Origin of the sequence: Ascidiaceihabitans sp. (assembly GCF_039986515.1) — a bacterium.
Classification (GTDB): Bacteria; Pseudomonadota; Alphaproteobacteria; order Rhodobacterales; family Rhodobacteraceae; genus Ascidiaceihabitans.
Genome location: NZ_JBDWQO010000015.1, coordinates 212,128 through 227,520 on the forward strand (window position 1 = coordinate 212,128; position 15,393 = coordinate 227,520).

At 56.2% G+C, this 15,393-nt stretch carries 11 protein-coding genes; 8 read left to right on the forward strand and 3 right to left on the reverse strand.

The window, feature by feature from the left end; genetic code table 11:
- Positions 1 to 44: 44 nt before the first annotated feature.
- A complete protein-coding gene (locus tag ABJL60_RS15625) occupies positions 45 to 1,040 on the reverse strand; it encodes an ABC transporter substrate-binding protein (RefSeq protein ID WP_348374544.1) in 996 nt (331 codons plus the stop codon).
- A gap of 397 nt (positions 1,041 to 1,437) precedes the next feature.
- Here ABJL60_RS15625 and ABJL60_RS15630 point away from each other — a divergent pair, with 397 nt between their 5' ends.
- Complete coding sequence (locus ABJL60_RS15630; RefSeq protein ID WP_348374545.1) at positions 1,438 to 2,832, forward strand: aminotransferase class III-fold pyridoxal phosphate-dependent enzyme; 1,395 nt, start codon at positions 1,438 to 1,440, stop codon at positions 2,830 to 2,832.
- 71 nt (positions 2,833 to 2,903) lie between these two features.
- Here ABJL60_RS15630 and ABJL60_RS15635 read toward each other — a convergent pair whose 3' ends face one another.
- A complete protein-coding gene (locus tag ABJL60_RS15635) occupies positions 2,904 to 3,815 on the reverse strand; it encodes an MBL fold metallo-hydrolase (RefSeq protein WP_348374546.1) in 912 nt (303 codons plus the stop codon).
- A gap of 329 nt (positions 3,816 to 4,144) precedes the next feature.
- Between ABJL60_RS15635 and ABJL60_RS15640 the strand changes: the two genes are divergently transcribed.
- The 7 genes from ABJL60_RS15640 to ABJL60_RS15670 all read left to right on the forward strand — a co-directional run bounded on the left by ABJL60_RS15640 (position 4,145) and on the right by ABJL60_RS15670 (position 13,870).
- Positions 4,145 to 5,605: a PLP-dependent aminotransferase family protein gene (locus tag ABJL60_RS15640; protein ID WP_108829689.1), complete on the forward strand. Its 1,461-nt coding sequence runs from the start codon at positions 4,145 to 4,147 to the stop codon at positions 5,603 to 5,605.
- 110 nt (positions 5,606 to 5,715) lie between these two features.
- Complete coding sequence (xsc, locus tag ABJL60_RS15645) at positions 5,716 to 7,494, forward strand: sulfoacetaldehyde acetyltransferase (RefSeq protein WP_348285658.1); 1,779 nt, start codon at positions 5,716 to 5,718, stop codon at positions 7,492 to 7,494.
- 38 nt (positions 7,495 to 7,532) lie between these two features.
- On the forward strand, positions 7,533 to 8,534 hold the full coding sequence (pta, locus tag ABJL60_RS15650; protein ID WP_348285660.1) for a phosphate acetyltransferase: 1,002 nt from the start codon (positions 7,533 to 7,535) through the stop codon (positions 8,532 to 8,534).
- On the forward strand, positions 8,527 to 9,285 hold the full coding sequence (locus ABJL60_RS15655; RefSeq protein WP_348285662.1) for a sulfite exporter TauE/SafE family protein: 759 nt from the start codon (positions 8,527 to 8,529) through the stop codon (positions 9,283 to 9,285). The genes pta and ABJL60_RS15655 overlap by 8 nt, the downstream gene beginning before the upstream one ends.
- Positions 9,286 to 9,301: 16 nt before the next feature.
- Positions 9,302 to 12,139: a molybdopterin oxidoreductase family protein gene (locus ABJL60_RS15660; protein ID WP_348374547.1), complete on the forward strand. Its 2,838-nt coding sequence runs from the start codon at positions 9,302 to 9,304 to the stop codon at positions 12,137 to 12,139.
- Positions 12,140 to 12,224: 85 nt separating this feature from the next.
- Positions 12,225 to 12,989, forward strand: coding sequence for a 4Fe-4S dicluster domain-containing protein (locus tag ABJL60_RS15665; RefSeq protein ID WP_348285666.1), 765 nt, complete (start codon positions 12,225 to 12,227; stop codon positions 12,987 to 12,989).
- Positions 12,989 to 13,870, forward strand: coding sequence for a DmsC/YnfH family molybdoenzyme membrane anchor subunit (locus tag ABJL60_RS15670; protein WP_348374548.1), 882 nt, complete (start codon positions 12,989 to 12,991; stop codon positions 13,868 to 13,870). The genes ABJL60_RS15665 and ABJL60_RS15670 overlap by 1 nt, the downstream gene beginning before the upstream one ends.
- A 76-nt stretch (positions 13,871 to 13,946) precedes the next feature.
- Here the strand turns inward: ABJL60_RS15670 and ABJL60_RS15675 are convergent, their stop codons facing one another.
- The gene (locus ABJL60_RS15675; RefSeq protein ID WP_348374549.1) at positions 13,947 to 15,281 is read right to left on the reverse strand and encodes a calcium-binding protein; all 1,335 of its coding nucleotides are present in this window, start codon (positions 15,279 to 15,281) and stop codon (positions 13,947 to 13,949) included.
- Between the last annotated feature and the right edge of the window lie 112 nt (positions 15,282 to 15,393).

Consider the following 15,393-nt stretch of genomic DNA (forward strand, 5'->3'; position numbering starts at 1 on the left):
AGGGCGGGCACCCATGACAGGTGCCCGCCCCGAAGGACGTAAGCTTACTGACCCAATGGGCCTGCGTTTACGTTGTCTTCATATGACGCTTTTGCCGCGTCGATGGACTTAGCTGCAACGAAGACGTCTGCAACGCCTTTCATGAATGTTGCTGCGTTGCCGCCCAACCATGCCCCAGACAGCTGCTCTTCAACTGTTGGAAAGACGAATGTTGACAGCGTGGAGGCCGCGTCATCTTCGGTCATACCGGCGTCTTTTGCGATCACTGGCAACATTTTCGCTTGGTTGGCTTCATCAGCCCACATTGCGTTGGCTGCTGCTGTCACGCTCAAGAACGCGGCAACCTGATCGGCGTTTTCGGCAACATAGGACGTTGGCCCTGTTGTTGCGTCAAATACCAGAATGCCCAATGCTGTTTTTTCCGCACCTGTCAGCAGAACGTTGCCTGAGTTGGTCATGCGGCGCAATGCACCACCCCAACCGCAAGCCATGTCAACGGCACCTTGGCTCAGGGCGGCTTCGCCTTCGGCTGGTGCCATGTCGACAACTTCCAGGCTGTCCAAAGATACACCGAAGTGCTCCATTTGCTTCAGGAAGCCGTAGTGTGCGGCTGTGCCCAAAGGAACGGCAACTTTTTTGCCAGCCAGTTCGCCAGCAGAATCCTTGTCGATTTCCAAAGCGGCAGCAACAACGCAGTTGTCGTTGTCAGCATAGGAAACAGCAACGTCCAGAACCTGAAGATCTTGACCCGCGGATGTTGCCACAACGAAAGGTGGGATGCCTTGGCTGACGGACATTTGCACGTCGCCGGACGCCATTGCAGCGGACATTGCTGTGCCTGTGTCAAAGCTGACCCAGTTCACTTTAACGCCAAGGGCTTCGTCATACATGCCGGTTTCTTTGGCAAACTGGAATGGCATTGGCCACTCGAGGAAATAGCCAACGGTGATTTCGCCGTGGCCGTCTGCGAACGCTGCCTGTGCGCCAGCAACAAGTGCCAGACCCGCGACTGCGCTTTTCAGAGTTGTTTTAAAAGTCATAGTAGTCTCCCGTTTGGTGACGCGTTTTGCGACACTCTTGTCATTACGTGCCGATCTTTTGACACGTCGAGCTAAAAAAGCTTTGTGCAGCCATCCCAGCGCTGGAATGATCCCAACCGATTATCCGCTTGGTTTCAACGCTTTTCGTGTCACATTTCACAAAACGAACGCACTACATTCATCTTTCCATCCGGTGGTTGATCCTTGAATTACCTTGGAATCGCTTGATTTTTGGACGTTTTGACCCCGACCTGTCCAGTTATTGCCCACGGTCTGGATATACAGGGATTGCAATTCTGGCCCTACTGATCATATTGGAATCGCTGTTTTTAAGTGAGTAGACAGGCGCAGTGTGCGCTCAATTCGCCTACCACCCTACAATTTGGAGCACGCCATCATGGACGGTACATTTAACGAAAACGATATCAGCCGCGTTGTCGAAGCCGATCGCGCAAATGTTTGGCATCATTTGACCCAGCACCAACCGTTCTTCACAGGTGCTGATCCTAAAATTATCGTCGAAGGCAAAGGCCTGCGTGTTTGGGACCAAAAGGGTATTGAACACATTGATGCGGTATCCGGCGGTGTTTGGACCGTCAACGTGGGCTATGGCCGCGAAACAATGGGCGATGCGGTACGCGACGCGATTGTGAAAATGAACTTCTTTGGCGGCACAGTAGGTTCCATTCCGGGCGCATTGTTTGCCGAAAAGCTGATCAGCAAAATGCCCGGCATGAGCCGCGTGTATTATGCGAACTCCGGCTCCGAGGCGAACGAAAAAGCCTTCAAAATGGTGCGCCAGATCGCACATGCCCGCTATGGCGGCAAAAAGCACAAGATTCTGTACCGCGACCGCGACTATCACGGCACAACAATCGCCTGCCTGTCCGCCGGTGGCCAAGACGAACGCAACGCACAATACGGCCCTTTCACACCCGGTTTCATCCGCGTGCCGCACTGCCTTGAGTACCGCAAGCACGAACAGGACGGCGCACCGGTGGAAAACTACGGCGAATGGGCCGCCAACCAGATCGAAGAGATCATCCTGCGCGAAGGCCCCGACACAGTTGGTGCACTTTGCCTTGAACCCGTCACAGCAGGCGGCGGCGTCATTGAAGCCCCCGAAGGCTACTGGCCGCGTGTTGCTGAGATTTGCAAAAAATACGACATCCTTTTGCACATCGACGAAGTCGTGTGTGGCGTAGGCCGGACAGGTGAATGGTTCGGCTACCAGCACTACGGCATCCAACCCGACATGGTATCGATGGCCAAAGGTGTGGCGTCGGGCTACGCGGCGATCTCTTGCCTTGTGACCACAGAAGAAGTGTTCGACCTGTTCAAAGAAGACACGTCAGATCACCTCAGCTATTTCCGCGACATTTCCACCTTTGGCGGCTGCACAGCCGGTCCAGCGGCGGCGATCGAAAACATGCGAATCATCGAAGACGAAAACCTGCTGCAGAACACGGTTGATATGGGCCACTACATGGTCGATCAACTTAAGGCCCTGCAAGACAAGCACGAAATCATCGGTGACGTGCGAGGCAAAGGGTTGTTTGTTGGTGCGGAATTGGTAGCGGATCGCGGCACACGTGAACCCGCAGCCGAGGCCATGGTGCAAGCGGTTGTGAAAGACTGCATGTCACAAGCCGTAATCATCGGTGCGACAAACCGTTCGCTTCCGGGCAAAAACAACACGCTATGCTTCTCGCCTGCGTTGATCGCCACCAAAGATGACATCGACCAGATCCTCGGCGCGGTGGACGGTGCCTTGGGGCGCGTGTTCGGCTAAGCGCACACCATAAGTACGCAAAAAAAGGCGGATCCGAAATGGTCCGCCTTTTTCACATTCAAAACACCGGATCAGATCAACTGATAGCTGTGCGGCACATAGCGATAGCCACCCTCGCCGCGCGTTTCCACGTATCCGAGACCCGGGAATGGCATGTGATAACCAATCAACGGGAAGCGATCCGCCGACGCCATATCCATCAGCGTTTTGCGCGTTTGCGCCGCTGCGGCTTTATCCATGTCAAACTTGACCTCCCAATCGGGATAAGCCAGCGACCAAACATAGTGGTTCGCGGCATCCGCCATCAGCAGCAACTGCTTGCCGCCACTTTCCAGCATGTATGTCATGTGACCAGGCGTATGACCAAAGGCTTCGACCGCTGTAATGCCAGATCGCACCGCGTCACCTCCTTTGATAAAGCTCATCTTTTCTGCAAGCGGCTTTACCTTGGCATCAAAACCTTCGTTTTCCGCCTTGGCCCAAGCATCGTATTCCACCTGACCGGTCACATAGGCCGCACCTGCGAAAGTTTCACCGCCATCCGCATCCGTCAAACCGCCGATGTGATCGCCGTGCATGTGGGTCAGCACAACATGGCTGATGTCCGATGCATCATATCCTGCAGCGTTTAAAGCTTTCGTTGTGCCAGCGGCATTCAAACCCGTGTCGAACAGGATCACTTCAGACCCGGTGTTCACAACCGTCGGTGTAAAGAAGAATTGCGCCGCGTCGGTACCAAGGAAGTTCGCCGCGCTGACTTCGTTAAAGGTGTCTGCGTCAACGTTCATACCAAAGATATTCTGCGGGTTTTCGACACTGCGACTTCCGACCAGCAGTGTCGTGACCTTGAAGTCGCCCAGCGAAAAATCGCGGTGCGTGGGCATGGAGGTGGCAGAATGCCCATCCGCCAAAGTAAGGGTCGGAGCGGCGGCCAAAGGCAACGCGGCCCCTGCCAGCAAAGCTTGGCGACGTGAAATATCCATGGTTCAGATCCTCTTTGTGTTGCGACACTACACAAAATAGAGTGCGCGCAATGCAAAACAATAAACAGATACGTGACTGCAAGGGCGCCAGCAATCTCACGACTAGATGCGCATTTTCCCCGCCAAGTGCGATTCCTTGAACACACCTTTCCAAAGCGGAACAACATTGAAGCTCTGAATCAGGAGGTAATTAGGCTTTTTATAAAATTGAGACATGCAGTCTCAATTAATGTGTGTTATGCAATGCTAATAAAGATAACCCAAATAATCTTTTCATTAGATTTTAAGTCCAGATTGATCTGCACTTATATCCAGTATATGCACCTCATATGACCTTACCTGTCGAAACATTTTTCCTGAACCCTGACCATCAGGGCACCCTGCAATCGCAGATCCAACAGATGATCGCACAAGGCATTCTGTCGGGTCGGTTTCAGCCAGGGGAAAAGCTGCCATCCACCCGCAAACTCGCCACGCACCTTAGCGTCAGCCGGATCACAGTTACGTTGGCCTATACCGAATTGCTGTCGAACGACTATCTGACATCGCGCGGGCGGTCCGGCTACTATGTGTCGCGCAACGCGCCTGCCCCACCGTCTTTCACACCGACGCCGAACGGCCCTGACGCTGTGGATTGGAACAAAGCCATCGGCCAGCGTTTCTCTGGCGGCCAGACCCCAAGCAAACCTCAGGATTGGGCCAAATACCGCTATCCCTTTATCTACGGCCAAGCTGACCCAACCTTGTTTGACCACGCCAACTGGCGGCTTTGCGCTTTGCAGGCCTTGGGCCAACGCGATTTCACACCGCTGACCACGGATTACTACGATCAGGATGATCCGCAGCTGATCGAGTTTATTGCCCGCCACACACTGCCCCGGCGCGGCATCTCCGCCCGGCCGGAACAAATCCTGATCACGCTTGGTGCGCAAAATGCGCTATGGTTGACTGCCCAAGTCTTGCTGACTCAGCGCCGCAAGGCTGCGTTTGAAGACCCCTGTTATCACGCATTGCGAGACATTTTGTCTCAATCAAGATGTCATTTGGCCCCTGTGCGGGTCGATCAGGCCGGCTTGCCCCCCGAAGCGATTCCACCAGACACCGATGTCGTGTTCACCACCCCCAGCCACCAATGCCCCACGAACGGGACAATGCCCATGGACCGGCGCCGCGCCCTTTTGGAACGGTGCCGCGAAATGGATACGTTGATTGTCGAAGACGACTACGAGTTCGAAATGTCGTTCCTGAAGCCCCCGTCACCTGCGCTAAAATCGCTTGATACAGATGGGCGTGTCATTTACGTGGGCAGCTTTTCCAAATCGTTGTTCCCCGGTTTGCGCCTTGGCTACCTTGTCGGATCAGAGCCGTTTATTCGCGAAGCACGCGCCTTGCGGGCATCTGTTTTGCGCCACCCGCCCGGGCATATTCAACGCACAGCCGCCTATTTTCTGTCCCTTGGACATTACGATGCATTAATCAGACGCATGGGAACTGCCCTGCACGAACGGCGTGAGATCATGCAAGCTGCCATTGAAGAAAACGGCCTGCAAATTGCCGGTCAGGGGGCGTATGGCGGATCGTCTTATTGGATGCGCGCACCCGAACACGTCAACACCCGCCACCTTGCACAATCACTGCAAGCCAAAGGCGTTTTGATTGAACCCGGAGAATCGTTTTTCGGCGGGGACGGCAAACCACAACATTTCTACCGACTGGCATATTCTTCCATCCCCGCGGGACGTATCGCTGAAGGGATCAAGCTGGTCGCATCAGAGATTAAGTCCAGTTGACACTTTGGACCTACCCGATTTGAAAACTGGCCCTAACCCTGCACAATGCGAATCCGTATTGTCGCCAAAATTCGTGAATCACCTGCAAACCACCGACCGGAGTCTTTCTCATGAAAATGACCACAGAAGAAGCATTTGTAAAAACGTTGCAAATGCACGGCATCGACAACGCATTCGGGATTATCGGCTCTGCCATGATGCCAATTTCCGACATCTTCCCTGATGCGGGCATCAAATTCTGGGACTGCGCCCACGAAACATCCGGCGGCATGATGGCAGACGGTTTCACCCGCGCCACGGGCAAAATGTCCATGATGATCGCGCAGAACGGCCCCGGCATCACAAACTTCGTAACAGCCGTTAAGACAGCTTACTGGAACCACACGCCTGTTCTGCTCGTCACACCACAGGCTGCGAACAAGACAATCGGTCAAGGTGGCTTCCAGGAAATGGAACAGATGAACCTGTTCGCTGACTGCGTGGCATACCAAGAAGAAGTCCGTGACCCCACACGCATCGCCGAAACGCTGAACCGCGTGATCATGCAGGCCAAGCGTGCATCCGCACCTGCACAAATCAACATCCCACGCGACTTCTGGACACAAGTCATCGACATCGACCTGCCGGTCATCGTTGACTTTGAACTGCCACAGGGCGGCGAAACCGCGGTACAAGACGCAGCGGACCTGTTGTCCAACGCCAAGTTCCCGGTGATCCTGAACGGCGCAGGCGCGATCCTGTCCAAAGGTGGCATCGAAGCTTCCCGCGTTTTGGCTGAAACACTCGACGCACCGGTTTGCGTTGGGTACCAGCACAACGACGCATTCCCGGGCAACCACCCGTTGTTCGCAGGCCCATTGGGCTACAACGGTTCCAAAGCGGGCATGGAATTGATTTCCAAAGCCGACGTTGTTCTGTGCCTTGGCACACGTTTGAACCCGTTCTCGACCCTGCCCGGCTACGGCATTGATTACTGGCCAACTGACGCCAAAATCATCCAAGTCGACCTGAACCCCGACCGCATCGGCCTGACCAAAAAGGTCACAGTCGGCATCGTGGGTGACGCAGCCAAAGTGGCATCGTCCATCTCTGCCAAACTGGCGGACACAGCAGGCGACACAGACCGTCAAGCGCGTAAAGACACCATCGCGACGACCAAATCTGCATGGGCTCAGGAACTGACCTCCATGACAGAAGAGCAAGACGATCCCGGCACAGACTGGAACGTCCGCGCACGTGCTGCGAAACCAGACTGGATGGCCCCACGCATGGCATGGCGCGCAATTCAGGCGGCTTTGCCTGTTGAGGCGATCATCTCTTCCGACATCGGCAACAACTGCGCCATCGGCAACGCCTATCCATCCTTCAACGACAGCCGCAAGTATCTGGCCCCAGGCCTGTTTGGTCCATGTGGCTACGGTCTGCCGTCCATCGTTGGTGCGAAAATCGGTCAACCTGATGTACCGGTTGTTGGTTTCGCTGGCGACGGCGCGTTCGGGATTTCTGTCAACGAACTGACAGCGATTGGCCGCGGCGACTGGCCTGCGATCACACAGATCGTGTTCCGCAACTACCAATGGGGTGCTGAAAAGCGGAACTCCACACTGTGGTTCGATGACAACTTCGTCGGCACAGAGCTGGACGAGCAAGTGTCCTACGCAGGCATCGCCAACGCATGTGGCCTGAAAGGCGTCGTCGCACGCACGCAGGACGAGCTGACAGCGGCCTTGGCCCAAGCGATCAAAGATCAAATGGAAAACGGCATCACCACATTGATCGAAGCGATGATCAACCAAGAACTGGGTGACCCGTTCCGTCGCGACGCCATGAAGAAGCCTGTTGAAGTCGCAGGCATCAGCGCCGACGACATGAAAGCCCAAGTGGTCTAAGTGACTGGTTCTAAAAATAAAGGAAAGGGGATGCGACCATGAGCGTGTTGACCAATTTACAAACACGCGCGGCTGCGACCCCTGCCCGCATCGTTCTAAGCGAAGGCCACGATCCCCGGATCGTGGCTGCCGCCGTTTCAGCCGTGGACGCTGGCATCGCAACGATTATTCTTGTCGGACCCACGGACGAGATCACAAAACAACTGTCTGATGCAGGATCCGCCCCAAGCGACGCCATCCGCATCGAAGATCCCGCCACATCCACGCTGACCTCCGAGGTCGCCGCGTCCTATTTCGAGTTGCGCCAACACAAAGGCGTCACAATGGACGTTGCCGAAAAGCAAGCACAAGACCCGCTGGTGTTCGCCGCCATGCTGGTGCGCAACAACCATGCCGACGGCACAGTTGGCGGCGCGGTCGCCACCACGTCCGACACCGTACGCGCCGCGTTGCAGGTCATTGGCAAGGCCAAGACAGCGCCGCTGGTGTCGTCTTTTTTCTTGATGGTCCTGCCCGAAGGCCACCCATCGGGGCGCGGCGGCATGATCTATTCCGATTGCGGTTTGGTCATTGATCCATCCGCTGAAGAACTCGCTGCCATCGCCCAACAATCCGCCGCCTCTTGCCGCGCTTTGATGGATGAAGCTCCGAAGGTTGCGATGTTGTCCTTCTCGACCAAAGGCTCTGCCCGCCATGCCAAGGTGGACAAAGTCACCGAAGCGACAGCACTGGTGAAAGAACAAGCACCAGATCTGAACATCGATGGCGAATTGCAATTTGATGCAGCCTTTGTGCCATCGGTCGGGGAAAGCAAAGCGCCCGGATCGGACGTTGCAGGCCACGCCAACGTCATGATTTTCCCGAACCTTGACGCTGGCAACATCGGCTACAAGATCACGCAACGCATCGGTGGGGCCACAGCAATCGGCCCGGTCCTGCAAGGTCTGGCCAAACCTGCCAACGATCTGTCCCGCGGGTGTGTCGCCGAAGACGTGCTGCACATGATCGCTGTGACAGCCTTGCAAGCTGCCCATGGGTGACATCTGGTTCTCTCTCTCGCTGACCCCGTCAGACGCACTCGCCCTCGCGGCGATTTGCTTTGTGGCGGGTTTGGTGCGTGGGTTTACTGGATTTGCACTGTCTGCTTTCGGGTTGGCATTGGCCGTCCTGATCCTGCCGCCCGTTGAATTGATCCCCGTCATGTGGTGGCTCGAAATGGCCGCATCCCTTGTGATGCTGCGCCACGGTTGGGGTGGTGCGGATATGAAAGCTGCCATCACACTTGTGGTTGGCTCTGCCCTTGGGCTGATCGTTGGCCTAAGCATGACCACAACCCTTGATCCCGCGGCATCCCAGCAAATCGCGCTGGTTGTACTGATCGGGCTTGCGTTGCTGCAACTGGCGAAAATACGCATCCCACATCTGGCAAGCCGACCCGGCACTGTCACGACTGGCTTGATCGCAGGCATCGCAACGGGCCTTGCAGGCGTCGGTGGCATGGTGGTGGCCCTCTATGTGCTGGCCCGAAACGACGCGCCTGCCAAGATGCGCGCCACGCTTGTCGCTTACCTTTTTCTTGGCTCGGCCACCTCCCTTTTCACGCATCTTTGGTTTGGCACAATGAACGCCACCTCCAGTTTGCGTGGACTTGCATTTGTTCTGCCCTGCATCTTGGGTGTGCTGATTGGCCAACGCCTGTTCACCCCCCGTTTTCAACCGTACTACCGGCCCGCCTGCCTCACATTGTTGATTGGCTTGGGCGCCACGTCGCTTGTACGCAGCGTTTTTTGATCGAAAGGATCCATCCATGAACCAGCCGAAAATTGACCTATCGCCAAAGGTTTCGGACGAGATCCGCAAAACCACATGCTACATGTGTGCTTGCCGCTGCGGCATCAACGTGCACATGAAAAAGGACCCGCTTGGGGATCTGAAGGTGGCCTACATCGAAGGCAACCGCGACCACCCAGTGAACCAGGGTGTGCTATGCGCCAAGGGTTCCGCTGGCATCATGCAGGTCAACGCACCATCGCGCCTTCGCGCGCCCATGAAGCGTGTTGGCCCGCGTGGGTCCGGCGAGTTTGAGGAAATCAGCTGGGACGAAGCCCTGCAAATCGCGACCGATTGGCTTGAGCCGATCCGCAAAGACGACCCGTCAAAGCTGGCGTTCTTCACAGGCCGCGATCAATCGCAAAGCTTCACGTCCTTCTGGGCGCAAAACTTCGGCACCCCCAACTACGCAGCCCATGGTGGTTTCTGTTCGGTCAACATGGCGGCGGCTGGCATCTACACAATGGGCGGCGCGTTCTGGGAATTTGGGCAACCCGACTGGGACCATACCAAGCTGTTTATGCTGTTTGGCGTTGCTGAAGACCACGATTCCAACCCCATCAAAATGGGCATCGGCAAAATCAAGAAACGCGGCGCCCGTGTGATCGGTGTGAACCCGATCCGCACAGGCTACAACGCAGTGGCGGACGATTGGGTCGGCATCACCCCCGGCACCGACGGTTTGTTCATCCTCGCCATGGTCCACTGCCTGATGAAAGCGGGCAAAATCGACCTGAATTATCTTGCGCAATACACAGACGCGCCAGTGCTTGTGAACTGCGACGAAGGCTCACCCGAGTTTGGCCTTTTGATGCGTGACGAAGACGGCAAGGAACTGGTCATTGACCGCGTTACAGGCAAGCCAACGGCCTTCGACAAGCCCGGCGTCAAACCTGACCTATCGGCCACACACCGCGTCGCAGGCGTCACACACCGCCCCGTTTTCCACAAGATGGCCGACCGTTACCTCAGCGATGAATACGCACCCGAAGCCGTGGCAGATCGCTGCGGTATCCCGGCTGAGCGTATTCGCGCCATAGCCGCCGAAATCGCGCGCGTCGCCTTTGAAGAAGAATTCGAGCTGCCAATCGAATGGACCGACTTCCGCGGCGAGACCCACAAGACCATGACAGGCCGTCCGGTGTCCTTCCACTCCATGCGCGGGATTTCGGCACACGCCAACGGCTTCCAGACCTGCCGCGCCTTGCACACATTGCAAATCTTGCTCGGCACAGTCGAGGTTCCAGGCGGCTTCCGCTTTAAACCCCCTTACCCGAAGCCAGCTAAAGCGCACCCCAAGCCACACACCGGCATGAACCCCGGCCAGCCCCTGAACGGGCCGCATTTGGGGTTTGTACAGGGCCCAGAGGATCTCGCCTATCGCGAGGACGGCGTCACCCCTGCGCGCATCGACAAAGCCTTCACATGGGAAAACCCCATGTCGAGCCACGGCTTGATGCACATGGTGATTTCCAACGCCTACGCAGGCGATCCCTACAAGATCGACACGCTGTTTATGTATATGGCGAACATGTCGTGGAACTCATCGATGAACACACGCGGCGTTATTGAAATGCTGACGGACAAGAACGAAGAAACCGGCGAATACGTGATCCCGCGCATCATCTATTCCGACGCCTATTCCTCGGAAATGGTGGCCTATTCCGACCTGATCTTCCCCGATGCCACCTACCTTGAGCGCCACGACTGTATCTCTTTGCTGGACCGTCCGATTTGCGAGGCCGACGGGGCCGCAGACGCGATCCGCTGGCCTGTCATCGAACCGGACCGCGATGTGCGTGGGTTCCAGACGGTGCTCTGCCAGTTGGGCGCAAAAATGGGCCTGCCCGGCTTCACCAACGACGACGGCACCGCGAAATACGAAGATTACGCCGACTACATCGTCAACCACGAACGCCGCCCCGGCATTGGGCCGCTTGCAGGGTGGCGTATGGGCGAAAACGGGCTGCAATCGGGGCGCGGTGGCGTCAACGCAGGGCAACTCGACAATTACATCGAAAACGGTGGGTTCTTTGTGGAACACATCCCCGAAGGCTCCAACTACTACAAACCATGGAACACGGCCTATCAGGATTGGGCGGTCAAGATGGGCATCTACGACAGCCCGCAACCCTATCTGTTCTCGCTTTACGTGGAACCCATGCGCAAATTCCAACTGGCGGCGGAAGGGCATGGCGATCACCAACCACCCGACCACCTGCGCGAACGGATCAAAGCCACAATGGACCCGCTGCCAATCTGGTACTCCAATGAAGATGACAACAAAGCCGACGAATACCCGATCACGGCGCTGACACAGCGGCCTATGGCGATGTACCACTCTTGGGGCAGCCAGAACGCGTGGCTGCGGCAGTTGCATGGGCACAACCCACTTTACATCCCGACCAAACTGATGCGTGAACACGGGCTAAAAGACGAAGACTGGGTGAAAGTGACATCGCCACACGGTGAGATCACGGTGCCAGTACTCGAAATGGCCGCACTCAACGAAAACACGATCTGGACATGGAACGCCATCGGCAAACGCAAAGGGGCCTGGGCACTGGAAGAGGACGCGCCAGAAGTCACCAAAGGGTTCCTTCTGAACCACCTGATCCACGAACTGCTGCCACCCAAAGGCGACGGGCTGCGATGGGCCAACTCCGACCCGATCACCGGGCAAGCCGCATGGTTCGACTTGAAGGTGCGCATCGAAAAAGCGGACGCCCCTGCAGAATCGCAACCCAGCCTGCCGCCCATCAAATCCCCCGTCGGCACAGGCCCCAAAAACCTCGCATGGAAGGTGGGCAAATGATCCCCCGTTCATCTCGCCAAATAAACCTCGGGGTCCGGGGCAGCGCCCCGGTCCGACACAAACACAAAGCGGAAGGCCAAATCAAATGACCACGCTCCCTACACAAACGCAAAAGAAACTTGGGCTTGTGATCGATCTCGACACTTGTGTGGGCTGCCATGCTTGCGTGATCTCGTGCAAAGGCTGGAACACCGAAAACTACGGTGCACCGTTGTCGGACCAGAACGCCTACGGCAAAGACGTCTCCGGCACGTTCCTGAACCGCGTACACAGCTATTCGGTGCAACCTTTGGCGACATCAGACAAGGTACAGCCGGCGGCACAAACCATCCACTTTCCCAAATCCTGCCTGCACTGCGAAGACGCGCCTTGCGTCACTGTTTGCCCCACAGGGGCCAGCTACAAGCGGGTCGAAGACGGGATCGTTCTGGTCAATGAACAGGACTGCATCGGCTGCGGGCTTTGTGCATGGGCGTGCCCGTATGGCGCACGTGAAATGGATCAGGAAGAAGGGGTCATGAAAAAATGCACCCTTTGTGTCGATCGCATTTACAACGACAACCTGCCAGAAGTGGACCGCGTTCCGTCGTGCGTTCGAACCTGCCCGTCGAATGCACGCCACTTTGGCGACCTTGGGGATCCGAACTCGGACGTGTCGATCCTAGTGGCCGAACGCGGCGGCATGGACCTGATGCCCGAACAAGGCACCAAACCCGTCAACCAATACCTGCCACCGCGCCCTAAAGACGCGTTGCCAGAATTTGATGTGTTGGCGCCCTATCTTGAACCTGTCTCTGAAGACCCAAAGGGCTTTTTGGGCTGGCTTGACAAAACTCTGGAGAAACTCTGATGCATCCAGCACCCTCCGTTATCATCTTCACCGTCTTTTCCGGTATGGGCTTTGGCTTGTTGTTCTGGCTTGGCCTAGACGCAACACCGCCGACAGGTTGGACGGCATTCGCCTTTTGGCTCATCGCCTATGTCATGGCCGTTGGCGGGTTGCTGTCTTCAACCTTCCACCTTGGTCATCCTGAAAGGTTCCTCAAAGCTTTCACCCAATGGCGGTCCAGCTGGCTTAGCCGCGAAGGTATTGCCGCCGTTGCGACGCTTGTGTTGATGGGGCTTTACGGACTTGGCTTGGTGTTCTTTGGCGCCGTTTGGCAACCCCTTGGATGGTTAGGCGCTATTGGGGCTTTGGCCACGGTCTACACGACGTCCATGATCTACGCACAGATGAAAACAATCCCGCGCTGGAACAGCCATTTGACGCCTGCAATGTACCTGTCGCTGTCTCTTGCTGGCGGCGCATTGTTAAAGGGCCAAATCATTTGGGCCATCGTATTGCTGGTTGTTGCTGGCCTTGTTCTTGTTTTCACATGGATCGAAGGCGACAAAGCCTTTGCCAATTCGGGAACAACCATCGCCACGGCCACGGGGCTTAGCAACATCGGCACGGTACAAGCGTTTGAGCCACCCCATACCGGCACCAACTACTTGCTGCGCGAGTTTGTGCATGTGGTGGGGCGCAAACACAGCATGAAACTGCGTGTTATCTCGTTTGTGCTGGCTGTTGTGGTTCCGGTGATCCTGCTGGCCATCATGAGCGCCACCTTCACACACTGGCTGGCGCTGGTCGCCGTGGTAAGCCACGTAGCAGGCGTGCTGGCGTCGCGCTGGTTGTTCTTTGCAGAAGCGGAACATGTCGTGGGGCTTTACTACGGGAAACGCTAAGGCGCCCACATCCCCGAAACAAAAAGGCGCCGGAGGGAAACCCCGGCGCCTTTTGCAATGTCAAAGCTTTTGCTGGTTACGCGATAGCGAAAGTAAAGTTGATGTCCTCGATCTGATCCGCCGTAACACCTGTCAGTTGCGCCACAACCGAAGACCCTTCGGCCGCCGAGATCACCACGACATTCATAGCCCCAGCGTCTTCGTCATACTCAAAGCTCAAATCGGCACCATTGCTCAGTTCTTCTGATTCAATCACCAGCAAGTCCTCTTCAACCGAGAAGTCGGAAATGATGTTGGTGGGCTCAGATTCAAACTGGTCGTTGACGATGAATGTATCCATCCCCTCGCCGCCAATTGCCGTCACCAAACCGCTTAGCGTCAGCACGTCGTCACCGGCGCCCCCGTCCACAAAGCTTTCATCGCCGCCGCTTAAAGTGATGGTGTCGTTGCCTTCTCCCCCCAGCACATTTGATGCGGTCCCCATGATCAGGTCGTCGCCGGCGCCACCTTCGACAGCTTCTGAACGGTCTGCGGTGATTTCGTCGTCGCCAAAGCCGCCAAAGGCCTGATCAAACGCGCCTGCAAAGATCGTGTCATTGCCATTTTCACCGTCCAGGACATCTGACGCGTCTGTGTCGGTGCCATTCGCGAGACCGCCATACAGCACATCTTCACCGTCACCACCCAGAACAAAGTCACTGCCCGCGCCACCCATGACAACATCGTTGTCGCGTCCGCCGTTGACAGTATCGTCCCCAAAACCACCGTTGACGACGTCGTTGCCAAAGCCGCCATCGACAAGATCATCGGCTTTTCCGCCAAACACCGCATCATTGCCACCATCGCCATAAATGACGTCAGCCCCTGCACCGCCGAACACACTGTCGTCATCGGCACCACCACGCAAGAAGTCTGCGCCATCGTCCCCGATTACTGTGTCGTTGCCGTCACCGCCAAAGGCTTTGTCGATACCGACACCACCAGCAATACGGTCATCGCCATCATTGCCAAACAGCCTGTCATTGCCGTTGTCACCGCGCAGATTATCGTCGTCGTTGAAACCCATCAGCGTATCGCTGTTGTCGCCGCCCCGCAGTGTGTCTTCTCCTTTGCCACCGTCCAGCAGATCTTCGCCACTGTCGCCTTGCAACACATCGTCGCCGACATTGCCAAACAGTTCATCATCACCGTCACCACCGATCAGCGTGTCTTGACCGATCTGTCCGATCACCGTGTCATTGCCTTCAGCACCATCAAGCAAATCAAACCCGCGACCACCGCGAATGATGTCATCCCCGCCTGCGCCCGAAACATCGTCGTTGTCGTCTGTGCCTACAATCCGGTCATCGTCATCTGAACCGACAAAAGCGGTGCCTGCAGCAGCACCAAGTAAAGCCAATAAATATAGCATGTAGTCCCCCTAAATGTGGGGGCACACTACACAGCTTTGTGAGTTTTCTCAATCTGTTAAACAATTATTTACCATTATTTCTGATTTGGAAACAATCACTTACATCTTAAGT

Coding starts and splice junctions, on each gene's coding strand:
- ABJL60_RS15625 (WP_348374544.1), bottom strand. CDS start 1,040: ATGACTTTTAAAACAACTCTGAAAAGCGCAGTCGCGGGTCTGGCACTT.
- ABJL60_RS15630 (WP_348374545.1), top strand. CDS start 1,438: ATGGACGGTACATTTAACGAAAACGATATCAGCCGCGTTGTCGAAGCC.
- ABJL60_RS15635 (WP_348374546.1), bottom strand. CDS start 3,815: ATGGATATTTCACGTCGCCAAGCTTTGCTGGCAGGGGCCGCGTTGCCT.
- ABJL60_RS15640 (WP_108829689.1), top strand. CDS start 4,145: ATGACCTTACCTGTCGAAACATTTTTCCTGAACCCTGACCATCAGGGC.
- xsc (WP_348285658.1), top strand. CDS start 5,716: ATGAAAATGACCACAGAAGAAGCATTTGTAAAAACGTTGCAAATGCAC.
- pta (WP_348285660.1), top strand. CDS start 7,533: ATGAGCGTGTTGACCAATTTACAAACACGCGCGGCTGCGACCCCTGCC.
- ABJL60_RS15655 (WP_348285662.1), top strand. CDS start 8,527: ATGGGTGACATCTGGTTCTCTCTCTCGCTGACCCCGTCAGACGCACTC.
- ABJL60_RS15660 (WP_348374547.1), top strand. CDS start 9,302: ATGAACCAGCCGAAAATTGACCTATCGCCAAAGGTTTCGGACGAGATC.
- ABJL60_RS15665 (WP_348285666.1), top strand. CDS start 12,225: ATGACCACGCTCCCTACACAAACGCAAAAGAAACTTGGGCTTGTGATC.
- ABJL60_RS15670 (WP_348374548.1), top strand. CDS start 12,989: ATGCATCCAGCACCCTCCGTTATCATCTTCACCGTCTTTTCCGGTATG.
- ABJL60_RS15675 (WP_348374549.1), bottom strand. CDS start 15,281: ATGCTATATTTATTGGCTTTACTTGGTGCTGCTGCAGGCACCGCTTTT.